This window comes from Roseateles sp. P1_C1_2 (assembly GCF_056406535.1).
Genome location: NZ_JBFUAB010000015.1, coordinates 171,993 through 185,989, shown reverse-complemented (window position 1 = coordinate 185,989; position 13,997 = coordinate 171,993). Strand labels below are relative to the sequence as shown.

The window sequence follows — 13,997 nt, the reverse complement described above, 5'->3', positions numbered from 1 at the left end:
GCTCACTGCGTGCCGAGCGAGCCGCCATCGCTTCTTGCGAGCCGTGCGGCGGGCCAAGCAGGAGCGGCTCGTTCACCCGGGTGAATCCGCACTGGTCCGGCGGGGGATTTGAAACTTACATTCCCCATATCGCCGCCGCCTGACGCTACCGTCGGGAGGGCGGTTCAGTCCAACAGGTTTATCCGCCGCCGCCATGCCCAGACTTCTTCCAACCTCGCCTGGGCGGCGGATAAACGCTATTCGTTCCCTTGATCTTCTGCTGCAGAAAACCTAACAGGATAAAKCGGCGACTGTATGTTTATACAGCATCGAAAAACTGCTAGCTTGCGCTGCTAGCAGGCGCGCACGCCCAAGCGGGCTTGGTGCGGACGAGCCAGCAACGCAGCGTGAACGTATCAGCCTTGCGTAGGCTGTTTTGCGCACAGAGTGGTGCGCTAAACCCCGTCAGAAAGTGCCCCGCAGAAGCTCCAGAGAACCTGTCACTAGAACGGACGCCACTGCGTGGCGCCGCTCACCTTCCACGTTAGGCCGTAGACAGATGGCGCTCTATTCCATGCTGGTTGAGCACGAGGGCGAGAGCTTCAGCACGCAGGTTGCTGGAGCTTCAGCGGAAGAAGCGGTGCGCTGCTTCTTTGCTCACCCGGTCGCGAAGGCAGTTTCGCCAGTGCTTGGTCCACAGGACATCCTTTACGTCACACCAATGACGGACTTGGTGAATCTGTGGGCCGCTTGCGCAGGCAGGGAGGGGCGCTACGTGAGCATCACCGTCGCCCGAACCGTAGAGCAGCAGGAGGTCTAGTCATGCGCATTGCACTCGCGCCTAACCGGTCGCTGCAGCGGACGGCTTCGCCGTCCGCTGAGCTCACACGTTAGGCGTCGCGTACATCAGCCATGTCGCTCCCGCAGTTCTCCTCACCGACCAATGCCCGAATAGGTAAGGGCTTGCTGGCGCTGGCAGTGTGCCTCGGTCTTCTCTCGGCATGGCGCTGGTACGTCGAGGCGCAATTCCTAAAGGCGGCCAGCGTTGCTCAAGGTCTAGTCGTTTCCACAAACAGGAAGATGGACAGCGCTGAGGTTGCGTACCAAGACAACAACGGCGTCAGCCACAAGCTCACTCCTTGGGTCAAAGCCTCTTCTCGCAGGTATGCGGTCGGAGAGAAAGTTGAGGTCCTATACCTTCCCGATGATCCAGTGGTGGCCAAGTTCAATGAGCCGATGCAAATATGGGCAACAACGCATCTGCTCCTGCTCGTCTCGGCGATCGCGGGAAGCATCGGACTTCTCATATACAAGAAGATCGTCACTTGGGGGCCGCTAGTTCAGAAGCGCCTCAAGGTTGGTCTCTAGCGGCGTGGCTGCGACGCCTAACCCTGTGCTGCAGCGGACGGCTTCGCCGCCCGCTGAGCGCCAACGTTAGGTTTCATGCTCCCGAGAACCGAGTACTTCCTCTCCAAGAATCCCGAAATCTGGGATGACGGCGGCTTCGCCTTTGTGTGTGGCCCTAACCGGAGCACCTCCACGGAGGCAGATTCTGTTCTTGAGTACTTCGGAGCGACGACAGTCGTTTCGGCGAGAAGCGGTGCATGGAACCACGAAGTACTTGTCACGGAAAGCGCGCTTCGTGAAGTTGAGCTAGAGGCGGGTCGCCGCGCGTTGGTTCAGCTACTGGCGAACGACCTCCGGATGTTCTCGTGCAGACAGGTGCAAAGAGACGTGCTGGAAGAACTCACCGATGTCTTTTTCTCGGAGATGGGTCAATCCAAAGTTTTCTCGAACACCATGATTCACCCGTCCGGCCAGAAAGCAGATTGTCTGGGGCCTTGGTCGCCAGTCACCAAGCACTCGATGGACACATTCATCTGTGTAGTCAACGCGGAATGCATCGCATATTGGCTCTATGGAGACGACGAATGAAACCTAACCATTTGCTGCAGCGGACAGTTTCGCCGTCCGAGTTCGCACGTTAGGCGTCTATCCATGAGAGGGTACCCGCTCATCGAGAACGCTCTGCGGACGCTCTTCAATGCCGAGGACGGTTTGTCGCTGGAAGTCTCCAAAAGGCTGTACGGGCGTAGTCGCAGTCCAGGCGCACTTCTCGAACTAAAGGAAGAGCTGCAGCGTGCGTTCCGAGATCCTTCAGTTTCCTGGCGGCAAATGATGTGCAATGAGCGCTACGAGGTACGCGATCTAGAGAGCGAGGACGAAGCGAAGGCGTTCGCCCATGAAATTCTCGTGGCTCCGCTGAACGGCGAGTCCTCGTGAAGCCTCCACCATTGGCGGTGCAAACGCCTAACCTTTGGCTGCAGCGGACGGCTTCGCCGTCCGCTGAACTTTCACGTTGAGCGACAGCTTTCTGAGTTGACCAGCCGCTGAAAGCGCCGGAGCGAAATACCGCTCCCGGCCGAGAGCCGGCCCGCGAGGGCTGCCAAGGTTGCCGAATGTGGTGCGCATTTCGCCAAACCGCGCAACTGCGCCAGCGCCTTGCCGATTTCGTGATCCCGAACGCGCTCAGGCCCGCCTGGAACACCTGATTCCTGGCGTTAGCATCCGCTCCCGGAACCACCCGGGAGGCGAAGCGATGTTCAAAGGACTGCTGGCTGCGGCCGCGATGACGCTGTCCTTGGCCGCGCCGGCCCAGGAGGCTGCCAAACCTGGGCAGACCATCGCGCTCATTTCCACGCTCGGCGACCAGCTCAGCATCGTCAAGCAGCGCGGCAAGCGCGCCAGCAGCGTGGACGACTTCTCGCGCCGCACGCTGCAGGTGGATCCGCAGTTGCTGAACATGGCCGTGCTGCGCGGCCTGGACAGCGCCCTGGCCGCCGAGGAGCCCGGCTCGCGCCGCATCATGCTGCGCTGGAGCGCCAACCCCGGGCTCGCGGAGCAGCTCAAGAACGCCTCCTTCGAGGCCCGCGATGCGCTGGTGCTCGAGGCCCTGCGCGAACGCCTGGCCCAGATCCCGCAACGCGCCGAGTGGGACCGCATCGAGGCCATCCTGCCGCGCTACGCCTGGGAGTCGCGCGAGGGCATGCCCAACCGCCTCGGCGGCATCGGCATCTACGTCAAGCCCACCGGCAACCAGTGGGAGCTGCTCGACGAGGACGGCATCGACCGCAAGCAGGAGTACGCAGACCGCGACCAGACCACGATCAACCCGCGCACCGGCGAGCAGCAGAAGGACAAGGCCTATGTGGCACCCTTCATCTCCTTCGAGCGCGTGACGCTGGACGCCAAGACCCTGGCCGTCGTCGCGCGCAAACCGCAGTTCACGCACACCAAGTACAGCGACCCGAAGTCCAAATCCATCGACGTCATCGAGCAGGTCTCGCCGGCCGAGATCGTCACGCAGCTCAACCAGCTCGTGGAACAGGCCGCCTACCGCTCGGTGCGTGGCGCGGTGGAGGTCGGCCCGGTCAAGCCGGTGTCAAAGGAAGAGGGCAGGTAAAACCGGGCTCTGAGCCACGCGGCGTCTGGCCACAATGGCCTCATGAGCCTGCCACGCCGCCTCTTTCTTCTCGCCGCTGTCGTCTCGACGCTCGCCGCCGCCGAGACCGGCTACTTCCCGCCCCGCGGCGACTGGCAACGCGCCCAGCCCGCTGCGCTGGGCCTGGACGCCGCCAAGCTGGCAGAGGCCGTCGCCTATGCCCAGGCCCACGACAACCCGGCGCCGCGCGACCAGGGTCTGGCACTGGCGCAGAGCTTCGGCAAGAGCGAGCCTACTACGGCGGCCAGCTCGGCCCCACGCGCGAGCGCGCCGCGGCCAACGGCCTCGTCGTCTACCGCGGCAAGGTGGTGGCCGAATGGGGTGACACGCGGCGCGTCGACATGTCGCACAGCGTCACCAAGACCTTTTTGTCGACCGTCGTCGGCCTGGCCTGGCAGAAGGGCCTGATCAGGAGCACCGACGAGCGCGTGGCCGACGCGATGCCGCCCGGGGTCGACCTCTTCGCCGCGCCGCATAACGCAGCCATCACCTGGGAGCATCTGCTGCGCCAGACCAGCGACTGGCAGGGCACCCTCTGGGGCAAGCCCGACTGGGCCGACCGCCCCGTCGGCAAGACGCCCGAAGACTGGCCCAACCGACCCGTCTACGCGCCGGGCACGCACTACAAATACAACGACGTGCGCGTCAATGTGCTGGCCCTTGCCGCCCTGCAGGTCTGGCGCCGGCCGCTGCCCGAGGTGCTGCGCGAGCAGGTCATGGACCCCATCGGCGCCTCCAGCCGCTGGCGTTGGCAGGGCTATGACAACAGCTGGGTGGAGCTGGACGGCCAGCGCATGCAGTCGGTCTCCGGCGGCGGCCACTGGGGCGGCGGCATGTTCATCGACGCCTGGGACATGGCACGCTTCGGCTATCTCTTCCTGCGCCAGGGCGAGTGGAACGGGCGCCAGCTGGTGTCGCGCGACTGGATCGTCAAGGCCCGCCAGCCCGGGCCCGACAACGCCGAGTACGGCTACTGCAACTGGTTCCTCAACCCCGGCCGCAAGGCCTTGCCAGCGGCGCCCGAAAGCAGCGTGACCTTCCGCGGCAATGGCCAGAACATCATCTACATCGACTGGGAGAACGACGTCGTGGCGGTGGTGCGCTGGATCGACAACGGGCCGGCGCTGAACGACTTCGTCGCCAGGCTGCTGGCGGCAGTGAAGCGCTGAGAGGGCTCAGATCTTCATCTGGGCGAAAGCCGCCTGAAGGCCGGCCACGCCGCCGACGCGCTGGTCGTTGATGAAGATCTGCGGCATCTGGCGCACGGACGGGCCGCACTTCTCGAAGAAGGCCAGGCGCTGTTCGTCGTCGTCGATCTTGATCTCCTCGAAGGCGAGGCTGCGGGCCTTGAGCAGGCTCTTGGCGGTGTCGCACTGAGGGCAGGCGGACTTGGAATAGACGACGATCTTGAGCTGCATGCCGGCAGTCTAAGGGGCTGGCCGGGTGTTGACCGCCAGCTGGGCCGCGAAGGCGCGCTGGTAGGCGGGGCGTGCTTCACCGCGAGCGACATAGGCGGCCAGGCGCGGGAACTCGTCGAGGATGCCCGTGGAGCGCAACCTGAGCAGGACGGACACCATCATCAGGTCGCCGGCGCTGAAACCGCCGTCGAGCCACTCGGCGTCTCCCAGCCGCGCCGACAGTTGCGCCAGCCGCGTGCGGACCCGGGCCTGGAGGGCCGGCCAGCGCGCTTCGTACCAGGGCTTGTCCCGCTCGAACATCCAGGCCATCGTCAGCTCCAGGATGGGCGGCTCCAGCGTGTTCACCGCGGCAAACACCCAGGTGATCGCCCGCGCGCGGGCGTTGCCGTCATCCGGCAGCAGGCCCGGCCGCTGTTGGCCGATGTGCAGAACGATGGCCCCGGTCTCGAAAAGTGCCAGGTCGCCTTCCTCATAGGTCGGAATCTGGCCGAAGGGGTGGAGGGCCAGGTGCGCCGCCTCCTTCATGGCCTGAAACGAGACGAGGCGAACTTCGTAGGCTTGGTGAACCTCCTCGAGGGCCCAGCGTACGCGCGTGTCGCGTGCCAACCCCTTGCCACCATCGGGTGAGCGTTCGAAAGCAGTGATCGTGATGGTCATGGTGTCGTTTCCTGCATTGGCTGATGACATGGGAACGACGAACGACCTGGTGGCGCTTCGACACGCAGGCGCAAGAAGGCTCGCTGCGGGCCCGCCCCGATGTCAGGGGTCAGCGCTGCGCCTTCACAGGCGCCGAGGCCGCCAGGCCGCTTTCGCAAGCTTGCCTCTCGCTCGCACTCTTGGCGGCCATGCATCTCGCCGCGCCTTCGTTCACGCGACCGACCATGCTGCCGGCAGGCGCCGATGCGGTCACTGCTGTGGTGGCGGCACTGTTCCTGGGCTTGAGCGGGATGGAGATCTGTGGGATCACCCTTTCCTCGGGCCGTTGCACGCCGGGTTCCTTGGCGTTCTCGGACGCCGTGATGGCCGTGTTGCGAGCAGGGACCAGCCGGGACGCCGCCGTCATGGGCACGGAGGCAGATGCCGGCGGCGCGGGAGACGCGGTCGATTGAGCGCTCGAGGCGCTTGCAAAGAGGGCTGCAAGCACGCCGCAGAGAAGGGGTCCGAGGACGTGTTTCATGGCACCGCGCGCGTCAGTTGCGATGCGATCAGTGTCACGCTGCCCGCCCGGCGGCGTGTAGGAGGCGCGCTTGCAATCCATGGCGCCGGCGCTGATATCGGCCTGCCTTGGGGCCCTTGGGCCGCTCGCTAGCGGTAGCGATCAAGGGCCGGCCGCGCCAACGCCGCCAGCATCGCCACGCCCGTGTAATGGCCGACGAGCTGGGTCATCTCGATCAGGGCCGCCTCGTCGAAATGGCGGCGCAGTTCGGTCCAGGTGCTGTCGTCCACATCGACGCGCGCCACCAGGCCGTCGACGAGGTGCAAAGCGGCGAGCAGCTCCGGCGCCCACAACGCCGGGTCGGGCGCCGCCGCGCGCAGGTCCGTGATCTGCGCGTCGCTCAGCCCCATGCGCCGCGAGATCGTCTGCTCGTGCAGATTGAACTCGTAGTCGCAGCGCGCCATCGCGCAGGTGCGCAGGATGAGGGCCTCGCGCAGCAGGGGTGCGATGCGGCGGCGGTCGGCCAGGCCGGTGGGGCCGAGCAAGGCGCTGTCCACCATCTCCTTGAACAGCTCGGCGTGGCGGGCCACGGTCAGGAAGATCTGCGGTGGCGGAAAGCCCGCCGGTATCAGGCGGGCCATGCGCTCGGCAAGGTCGGGCGGCAGTGGCAGGGTTTGCGGGGCGATTCGTGGTGTCGAGGTTGAGGTCGTGTTCATGCTTCGAATTCAGAAGCGTTGCGGTGGGCGGACTCTAGCCGTTGTTGCTTCTAAAATCAAAGCATGACGACAAAACGCCTGGCCAAGCTGGCTGCGGAGGACACGCCTGCCTCGGGCAAGGATGCGATCAACGCGGCACTGGAGCTCTTCAACCGCCGCTGGACGCTGCGCATCCTGTGGGAGCTGCGCGCCGAAGACGCCAGCCTGAACTTCCGCGCCTTGCAGGCCGCCTGCGGCGACCTGTCGGCGTCGGTGCTGAACCAGCGCCTGGCCGAGCTGCGCACGGCCCTGCTCATCGAGCACGACGCGGGCAGCGGCTACCGGCTGGCACCACAGGGGCGCTCACTGCTGGTGGCCATCGAGCCCTTGCTGCAATGGGCGCCGCGCTGGGCGCGCGAGGTACAGAAAGCTTCTTAGGCGGGAACGCGCACGGCGAGGCGGGCTCGCTCGATGGCGGCGATCAGCGCTTCTTCCGAGTAGGGCTTGCCCAGCAACTGGGTCACGCCGGCGGCGGCGGCTTCGGCCTGCTTGTCGTCGGAGGAGGTGATCATGACGACGGGCAGCTCGGCCGTGGCGACGGCGGCGCGCACCTGGCGGGTCAGCTCGAAGCCGTCGATGCCGGGCATCTCGACGTCGGTGATGAGCAGATGCGGGCGCTCGGCGGCCATCAGCACCAGGGCCTGCTCGCCACTCTCGGCCAGCGCGACACGGTAGCTCTGGCCGGCCAGCAGGCGGCTGATCTTGACGCGGACGATCTTGGAGTCGTCGGCGACGAGGACGAGGGTTTCGTCGGCACGCAGCTCGCGGGTGGCCTGGGCGGCCGCAGCGGCAGTGGCTGCCGCGCGTTCCGCGGCCTGACGCTCGGCTTCGACACGGCTTTGCTCCGCGGCCAGGCGCTCGGCCTCGGCCGCTTCGCGTGCGGCCTGCTCACGGGCCAGGCGTTCGATCTCTTCACGCTCGGCGCGCAGGCGTTCGGCTTCGGCCTGGGCGGCGGCCTGGCGGCGGGCCTCCTCGGCGCGGGCCTCGGCTTCGCGGGTGGCAGCTTCCTGGGCGAGGCGCGCCGCCTCGGCGGCCTCGCGTTCGGCCTGCTCGCGAGCCAGGCGTTCGGCTTCGGCGCGCGCTTCGGCTTGGCGCTGCGCCTCGGCGGCTGCGGCTGCTTCGAGGGCCGCGGCCTCCTCGCGGGCCAGGCGCTCGGCTTCCAGCCGCTCGGCCTCGGCCCGTTCCTCGGCCAGGCGTTGCGCCTCGGCGGCGGCAGCGGCCTCACGGGCCTGGGCCTGGGCTTCCAACCGGGCGGCTTCCTCGCGCTCGACACGCGCCCGGTCGGCCTCCAGTTGCTCTTCCTCGGCGCGCTGCTGGCCCAGGCGCTGGGCCAGGGCGGATTCCACCTCGCGCAGGGCGTCGTCATCGGCCTGCTGGCGGGCGGCCGTCTCGGCCGACACAGGGTGAGCGCGCCCCGCATGCGCGGCCTGGGCCTGCACGAGGCTCTCGGCTTCGCGGCGCTGGGCGGCGGCGCGGGCTTTCTGTTGCCGGCGCCGGCCCAGCCAGACCAGGAACAGCACGACGGCGACCGCCACGGCGGCCAGGGGCCAAGTCAACAGCTCGTTCATCTTCGGGGGCGTGCGGGACTACAAAGTCTCACATCATCGCGCGAGCCGGTGTCCGCTTCGCGAACAAGCCTTTCGATGGGGGCTCAGGTGGCGTCGTTTGTCACGCCACGGCACGCTGGATTCAGCGCTGGGGCGGCGGCAGCAGGCCGGCGGTGTGGATCGCACTGCCGGGGGCATCGTCCTCGCCGGGCACGAAAAGCGTCAGCACGCAGGCCAGCACCGACACCACGAGCGTGGCGGTGAACTTGAAGCGGGCGGACGTGGCCATGACTCGATAGTGGGCCATGACGCCGCAGCGCGCTCCCCCTAACTCGCCGGTAAATGCTGACGGCGTGGTGGCAGGAGTAACGATTTACACGCCTGGGAAGGCCTGGCGGAAGCGCCCCGGCGTGGTGCCTGTGGCCGCCTTGAAGCGCTGGCTCAGATGGCTGGCACCGGCATAGCCGCAGGCGGCGGCGATGTCGGCCAGTGGCAGGGCGGTTTCGCGCAGCAGGGCGCGGGCGCGGTCCATCCGGCGGGCGGCGACCCAGTCGTGCACGCTGCACCCCATGGAGGTGCGGAACATGCGCGCGAAGTGGAACTCCGACAGATGGGCCTGGGCGGCCAGACCGGGCAGGCTCAGCGCGGCACTGTCGAGGTGGGCGTCGACGAAATCCAACACCCGCCGCCGGGATGTGCTGGAGAGGCCGCCGGCCGGGCGTTCGGCCCGCTCGCGCAGCCGGGGCTTGGCCGCCTGCAGCACGAGGCGGTCCAGTGCGGCCTGGCTCAGCGCATCGATCTGCAGCCGCTCGGCAGGGTCCAGCCAGTCCAGGGCCGCGACGCCACGGGCCCAGGCGGCCAGCACGGCGTCCTCGCCAAAGATGCGCTGCTCCAGCGTGATGGCGCGCGGTTCGGCGTCCAGCAGGCGCACGACCCGCCCCGCCCAGGCGTCGTTGGACAGGTAGAGGTGGACGAAGCGCAGCGGCCCCGCCACGTTCCAGTGCGACTCGTGCTCGGCCGGCAGCACGCAGTGGCAGCCTGGCGAACCGGTCTCACCAGGGGTCTCGACGAGGTGGGTGTCGTGCCCGCCCTGCAGATAGACCGACAGCGTGTGGTGGCCAGGGCGGGCGTAGTCCATGCGGCCGCCGTGGTTGCACCACTGCACCAGGCGCAGGCCGTCTGCCAGGGCTACCTCGCGCTCACGATGCGCGCTCGATCGCCCCAGCACCTCGAAGATGGGCTGGTGGACGGTGGCGCTGGCGAGCAGGGAGGCCATGCCGCGATGCTAGGGCCGCCGCCCTTTCCCGCGCCCGGGCGGGGCCAAGGATGCGCAGGAATCTGCAATCGCGCGCTCGGCCGCCGCGCCATGCTGGCGGCATGAATGCTTTTCTGTACCTGTTGGTCGTGCTGATCTGGGGCACGACGTGGATTGCGCTGAAGTGGCAGCTGGGCTCGGTACCCATCGCGCTGTCCATCGCCTACCGCTTTGGCCTGGCCGCCCTGGTGCTGTTCGCCTGGCTGGTCTGGCGGCGCCAGCTCGTCGTGCCGCGCGGCAAGGCGCTCGGCTGGGTGCTGGCCCAGGGCCTGTGCCTGTTCTGCCTGAACTTCGTCTGCTTCCTGAACGCCAGCCAGACGGTGGCCAGCGGGCTGGTGGCTGTCGTGTTCTCCAGCTCGGCGCTGTGGAACGCGCTGCTGGCGCGGGTCGTCCATGGCCGGGTGATCGCCCCGCAGGTGCTGGCGGGCGGCGCGCTGGGGCTGGCGGGACTGGTGCTGCTGTTCTGGCCCGAGATCAGCGGTGGGCACGCCAGTGCGGCGGGCCTGGCCTGGGCCCTGGGCGGCACGCTGTGCTTCTCGACCGGCAACCTGCTGTCCGCCGCGCTGCAGGCCGAAGGGCTGAAGCCGGTGCAGACCAATGCCTGGGGCATGGCCGTTGGTACCGCCCTCCTGACGGGCTATGCGCTGCTGGCCGGCCTGCCTTTTGCGTTCGACGCGAGTGCCCGCTACGTCGGCGCGCTGCTGTATCTCGCCATTCCGGGCTCGGTCATCGGCTTCACGGCCTATCTCACGCTGGTGGGCCGGTTGGGCCCGGAGCGGGCGGCGTACAGCACGGTGCTGTTCCCGGTCGTGGCGCTGAACGTGTCGGCCTGGGTGGAGGGCTACCAGTGGACGGCACCRGCGCTGGTTGGATTGCTGCTCGTGATGGCGGGCAATGTGCTCGTGTTCAGGCGGCGCGCTGCGGCGCAGCCTCCTGCACATCGATCCGCACCATCGCGAGCCACGTGACCACGAGCACGGCGGGCACCAGCGCCAGGAAGCCGACCTGCATGAAGGCTGCGGCCCCGGCCATGGCGCCGACGCCGAAGGCCAGCACCGGCCAGAGCAGCTTGCGCAGCCGCTCGCGCGTGCCGGGCTCGGCGTGGCCCAGCGCCATGTCGGTGGCATCGATGACGAGCTGGGTCACGTTGCCGGTCATGACGGTGTGCGGCGTCAGCTTGGCCAGCGGCAGGCGGCCGGTGGCGTTCTGCACGCCCATGGCCGCGGCGCCCAGGCAGCCGGCCAGCAGCACCCAGGGCGCATCGGCCTGCAGCACCGGGTTGGCCGCCAGGCCGGCGGCCATGAACGCGGCCAGCAGCAGGGCCTGGGTGCCCAGCAGCCAGGGCTGGGGGGAGCGCTGGTGCTTCTCGCAGGCCAGCGCGATGAGCCGCGCCAGCACCACCGCGCCAATGAAGGCCGGAAACGCCAGCAGCTTGAGCAGCACGCCGTGGCCGGGCCGGGCCAGCTCGGCGCCGATCAGCACGAAGTTGCCGGTGACATGGGCCGTGAACAGGCCGAACAGCGCGACGAAGCCCAGCGTGTCGACATAGCCCGCCACGGCAGCGAGCAGCGGAGTGGCGCGAGCAGGAGACAGCGCCATGATCAGAACGCGAAGCAGCTGCAGCCGAGGGCACCCCAGAAGCCGCGCACGTCGCGAGCAGGCGCCTCCCGGGCCAGGGCCGCACCGTGGGCATGGGCGTGGACGCCGCAGGCGCTGTCGCACAGGCAGTCGGCGCTGACCGATTTGAGGCGGCGGTAGTGGCCGGGCACGGTGGCGACCGGCGACCAGCTCGGCAGCACGGGCAGGGCCGGCGGGTCGAGGTCGCGGAACCGGTCTGCCGCGTGCACGACGCGGCCGCCCACGACGGTCAGCACGGATTCGATGCCAGCGATCTCGCCCTCTGGCACACGCAGGTAGTCGGCCGACAGCACGGCCAGGTCCGCCAGCTGGCCCACCTGGATGCGCCCTTTCTTGCCCTGCTCGCTGGAGAACCAGGCACTGCCGGCCGTCCACAGCTCCAGCGCGACCTCGCGGCTGAGGCGCTGCGCACCGGGGTAGAGCGTCAGGCCGCCGACGGTGCGGCCGGTGACCAGCCAGCTCAGCGCCGTCCACGGGTTGTAGCTGGCCACGCGGGTCGCGTCCGTGCCGCCGCCCACCGGCACGCCCATCTCCAGCATGCGGGCCACGGGTGGCGTCTGCTCGGCGGCTTTCGAACCGTAGCGCTCGACGAAGTACTCGCCCTGGAAGGCCATGCGGTGCTGGATCGCGATGCCGCCGTTGAGAGCCTTGACCCGTTCGATGTTGCGCACGCTGATGGTCTCGGCGTGGTCGAACATCCAGTGCAGGCCGTCGAAGGGGATGTCGCGGTTGACCTTCTCGAACACGTCCAGCATGCGGCTGATGGACTCGTCGTAGGTGGCGTGCAGGCGGAAGGGCCAGCGGTGCTCGACGAGGTGGCGCACGACGGCTTCGAGTTGGCCCTCCATGTCGGACGCGAGCTCGGGGCGGGGCTCGAGGAAGTCCTCGAAGTCGGCGGCCGAGAACACCAGCATCTCGCCGGCGCCGTTGTGGCGCAGGAAGTCGCTGCCGTCGCCGGGCTTGACCTGGGACGTCCAGCTCTTGAAGTCGTCCAGCTCCATGCCCTTGCGCTGCGTGAACAGGTTGTAGGCGATGCGCACGGTGAGCTGGCCCTCGTCGGCGAGCTTCTGGATGATCTGGTAGTCGTCGGGGTAGTTCTGGAAGCCGCCGCCGGCGTCGATGGCGCTGGTCACGCCCAGGCGGTTCAGCTCGCGCATGAAGCGGCGCGTCGAATTGATCTGCGCCTCGGGCTCCAGCTTCGGGCCCTTGGCCAGCGTGGCGTAGAGCAGCATCGCGTTGGGCCGGGCGATCAGCATCCCCGTGGGGTTGCCGGCGGCGTCGCGCTGGATCTCGCCGCCGGGTGGGTTGGGCGTGTCGCGGGTATAGCCCACGGCGCGCAGCGCGGCAGCGTTGAGCAGGGCGCGGTCGTAGAGGTGCAGGATGAAGGCGGGCGTGTCGGGCGCCGCGGCGTTGATCTCGGCGAGCGTCGGCATGCGCCGTTCGGCGAACTGGAACTCGGTCCAGCCGCCCACGACGCGCACCCACTGCGGGTGCGGCGTGCGCTGGGCCTGGGCCTTGAGCATCGCGAGCGCGTCGGCCAGCGACGGCACGCCTTCCCAGCGCAGTTCGAGGTTGTAGTTGAGGCCGCCGCGGATCAGGTGCAGATGGCTGTCGTTCAGGCCGGGGATGGCGCGGTGGCCTTGCAGGTCGACGACGCGGGTGGCCGGGCCGGCCTGGCGCATCACGTCGGCGCGGTCGCCGATGGCGCTGAAGACGCCGTCGGTGATGGCGACCGCTGCCGGGTTGGGTACGGCGCGGTCCAGCGTCGTGAAGCGGCCGTTGACGAAGATCAGGTCGGCGGGCATGGGCTCACTCCCGGGTGGCGTGGATGGATGGGCCTTGGATCAGCCGCTTGGCCAGCGGCACGGCCTGCTCGCCGGCCAGGATACCGAGCAGACCCAGCAGCGCGATGACCGGCGGCGCCGGCGAGCGCACGCCCAGCAGTCCGTAGATGACACCGACCAGCAGGCCGGCACCGAGTGACAAGAGGTAGACCTTCATGGTGCCGGCTCCTGGGTGGATCAGCCTTCGTGGCCGCCAAACATGGTTTGCGCGTAGGTGATGCCCAGGCCGTAGGCGCCGCCCAGCTTCTTGGCGATGCCGGTGGTCTGCTCATAGGTCTCGGTGCGGGCCCAGTCGCGCTGCAGCTCCAGCAGGTATTGCACCGACGTGATCGGCCGGGCGCCGGCCTGGACCATGCGTTGCATGGCGCGCTCGTGCGCTTCCGCGGACACGTCGCCCGAGGCGTCGGCGACGACATAGGCCTCGAAGCCCTGGTCCAACGCCGACAGCACCGGGCCGACGATGCAGACCGAGGTCCACAGGCCGGCGAAGACGATGCGGCCCTTGCCAATGCGGTTCACTTCCTTGATGACGTTGACGTCTTCCCAGGTGTTCATGGACGTGCGGTCGATGGCGGCCTGGCCGGGGAAGGCCGCCTTGATCTCGTCGAACATCGGGCCCGAGAAGCTCTTCTCGGCCACCGTCGTCAGGATGGTGGGCACCTTGAACTCGGCAGCGGCGTGGGCCACCAGGCCGGCGTTGTTGCGCAGCAGCGTGGCGTCGATGGAGTGGGTGGCGAAGGCCATCTGCGACTGGTGATCGATCAGGATCAGCGCGTGGTCGGTCGGGCTCAGCAGGGATTGGGCGGGTTGGGCGATGGCGGTGGGCATGGTGATCTCCTGAAG

General features: G+C 68.1%; 19 protein-coding genes and 1 pseudogene. 10 read left to right on the top strand and 10 right to left on the bottom strand.

Annotated elements, in window-relative coordinates:
* Positions 1–538: 538 nt before the first annotated feature.
* From AC1D2H_RS16635 to AC1D2H_RS16605, 7 genes are all read left to right on the top strand, one after another.
* Positions 539–799, top strand: coding sequence for a hypothetical protein (locus AC1D2H_RS16635; protein ID WP_478011736.1), 261 nt, complete (start codon positions 539–541; stop codon positions 797–799).
* 92 nt (positions 800–891) lie between these two features.
* Positions 892–1,347 carry a DUF3592 domain-containing protein gene (locus AC1D2H_RS16630; protein WP_478011735.1) on the top strand — a complete coding sequence of 152 codons (456 nt, stop codon included), beginning with the start codon at positions 892–894 and terminating at the stop codon, positions 1,345–1,347.
* 75 nt (positions 1,348–1,422) lie between these two features.
* The gene (locus tag AC1D2H_RS16625; RefSeq protein ID WP_478011734.1) at positions 1,423–1,914 is read left to right on the top strand and encodes a hypothetical protein; all 492 of its coding nucleotides are present in this window, start codon (positions 1,423–1,425) and stop codon (positions 1,912–1,914) included.
* Between the two features lie 63 nt (positions 1,915–1,977).
* The gene (locus AC1D2H_RS16620; protein WP_478011733.1) at positions 1,978–2,262 is read left to right on the top strand and encodes a hypothetical protein; all 285 of its coding nucleotides are present in this window, start codon (positions 1,978–1,980) and stop codon (positions 2,260–2,262) included.
* Between the two features lie 316 nt (positions 2,263–2,578).
* The gene (locus tag AC1D2H_RS16615) at positions 2,579–3,442 is read left to right on the top strand and encodes a hypothetical protein (RefSeq protein WP_477936606.1); all 864 of its coding nucleotides are present in this window, start codon (positions 2,579–2,581) and stop codon (positions 3,440–3,442) included.
* A 42-nt stretch (positions 3,443–3,484) separates the two neighbouring features.
* Positions 3,485–3,889: a hypothetical protein gene (locus AC1D2H_RS16610; protein WP_478011732.1), complete on the top strand. Its 405-nt coding sequence runs from the start codon at positions 3,485–3,487 to the stop codon at positions 3,887–3,889.
* Positions 3,823–4,650, top strand: coding sequence for a serine hydrolase domain-containing protein (locus AC1D2H_RS16605; protein WP_478011731.1), 828 nt, complete (start codon positions 3,823–3,825; stop codon positions 4,648–4,650). The genes AC1D2H_RS16610 and AC1D2H_RS16605 overlap by 67 nt, the downstream gene beginning before the upstream one ends.
* A 6-nt stretch (positions 4,651–4,656) precedes the next feature.
* Here AC1D2H_RS16605 and AC1D2H_RS16600 read toward each other — a convergent pair whose 3' ends face one another.
* Entirely contained in the window at positions 4,657–4,899 is a 243-nt protein-coding gene (locus AC1D2H_RS16600) for a glutaredoxin domain-containing protein (protein ID WP_477936610.1), read from the bottom strand.
* A gap of 9 nt (positions 4,900–4,908) precedes the next feature.
* Complete coding sequence (locus AC1D2H_RS16595; protein WP_478011730.1) at positions 4,909–5,556, bottom strand: glutathione S-transferase family protein; 648 nt, start codon at positions 5,554–5,556, stop codon at positions 4,909–4,911.
* Positions 5,557–5,579: 23 nt separating this feature from the next.
* Here AC1D2H_RS16595 and AC1D2H_RS16590 point away from each other — a divergent pair, with 23 nt between their 5' ends.
* Positions 5,580–6,008: a hypothetical protein gene (locus AC1D2H_RS16590; RefSeq protein WP_478011729.1), complete on the top strand. Its 429-nt coding sequence runs from the start codon at positions 5,580–5,582 to the stop codon at positions 6,006–6,008.
* A gap of 196 nt (positions 6,009–6,204) precedes the next feature.
* On the opposite strand, the gene AC1D2H_RS16585 is transcribed toward AC1D2H_RS16590, so the two are convergent.
* The gene (locus AC1D2H_RS16585; RefSeq protein WP_478011728.1) at positions 6,205–6,771 is read right to left on the bottom strand and encodes a carboxymuconolactone decarboxylase family protein; all 567 of its coding nucleotides are present in this window, start codon (positions 6,769–6,771) and stop codon (positions 6,205–6,207) included.
* Between the two features lie 63 nt (positions 6,772–6,834).
* On the opposite strand from AC1D2H_RS16585, the gene AC1D2H_RS16580 reads away from it, so the two are divergent.
* Entirely contained in the window at positions 6,835–7,188 is a 354-nt protein-coding gene (locus tag AC1D2H_RS16580; protein WP_478011727.1) for a winged helix-turn-helix transcriptional regulator, read from the top strand.
* On the opposite strand, the gene AC1D2H_RS16575 is transcribed toward AC1D2H_RS16580, so the two are convergent.
* The 3 genes from AC1D2H_RS16575 to AC1D2H_RS16565 form a co-directional block, all read right to left on the bottom strand.
* Entirely contained in the window at positions 7,185–8,378 is a 1,194-nt protein-coding gene (locus AC1D2H_RS16575) for a response regulator (RefSeq protein WP_478011726.1), read from the bottom strand. The two genes, AC1D2H_RS16580 and AC1D2H_RS16575, sit on opposite strands and share 4 nt — an antisense overlap.
* 121 nt (positions 8,379–8,499) lie before the next feature.
* Positions 8,500–8,646: a hypothetical protein gene (locus AC1D2H_RS16570; RefSeq protein WP_477936621.1), complete on the bottom strand. Its 147-nt coding sequence runs from the start codon at positions 8,644–8,646 to the stop codon at positions 8,500–8,502.
* An 84-nt stretch (positions 8,647–8,730) separates the two neighbouring features.
* A complete protein-coding gene (locus tag AC1D2H_RS16565) occupies positions 8,731–9,633 on the bottom strand; it encodes a helix-turn-helix domain-containing protein (protein WP_478011725.1) in 903 nt (300 codons plus the stop codon).
* A gap of 101 nt (positions 9,634–9,734) precedes the next feature.
* On the opposite strand from AC1D2H_RS16565, the gene AC1D2H_RS16560 reads away from it, so the two are divergent.
* Complete coding sequence (locus AC1D2H_RS16560; RefSeq protein WP_478011724.1) at positions 9,735–10,640, top strand: DMT family transporter; 906 nt, start codon at positions 9,735–9,737, stop codon at positions 10,638–10,640.
* Here AC1D2H_RS16560 and AC1D2H_RS16555 read toward each other — a convergent pair.
* The 4 genes and pseudogenes from AC1D2H_RS16555 to AC1D2H_RS16540 form a co-directional block, all read right to left on the bottom strand.
* A complete protein-coding gene (locus tag AC1D2H_RS16555) occupies positions 10,579–11,271 on the bottom strand; it encodes a YoaK family protein (protein ID WP_477936626.1) in 693 nt (230 codons plus the stop codon). The two genes, AC1D2H_RS16560 and AC1D2H_RS16555, sit on opposite strands and share 62 nt — an antisense overlap.
* 2 nt (positions 11,272–11,273) lie before the next feature.
* Positions 11,274–13,115 (bottom strand): amidohydrolase, encoded by a 1,842-nt coding sequence (locus tag AC1D2H_RS16550; protein WP_478011723.1) that lies wholly within the window; start codon positions 13,113–13,115, stop codon positions 11,274–11,276.
* A gap of 16 nt (positions 13,116–13,131) precedes the next feature.
* Positions 13,132–13,311, bottom strand: a pseudogene (locus AC1D2H_RS16545) (DUF1427 family protein); the annotation flags it as partial.
* Positions 13,312–13,331: 20 nt separating this feature from the next.
* Entirely contained in the window at positions 13,332–13,982 is a 651-nt protein-coding gene (locus AC1D2H_RS16540; RefSeq protein WP_478011722.1) for a hydrolase, read from the bottom strand.
* Positions 13,983–13,997 lie beyond the last annotated feature (15 nt).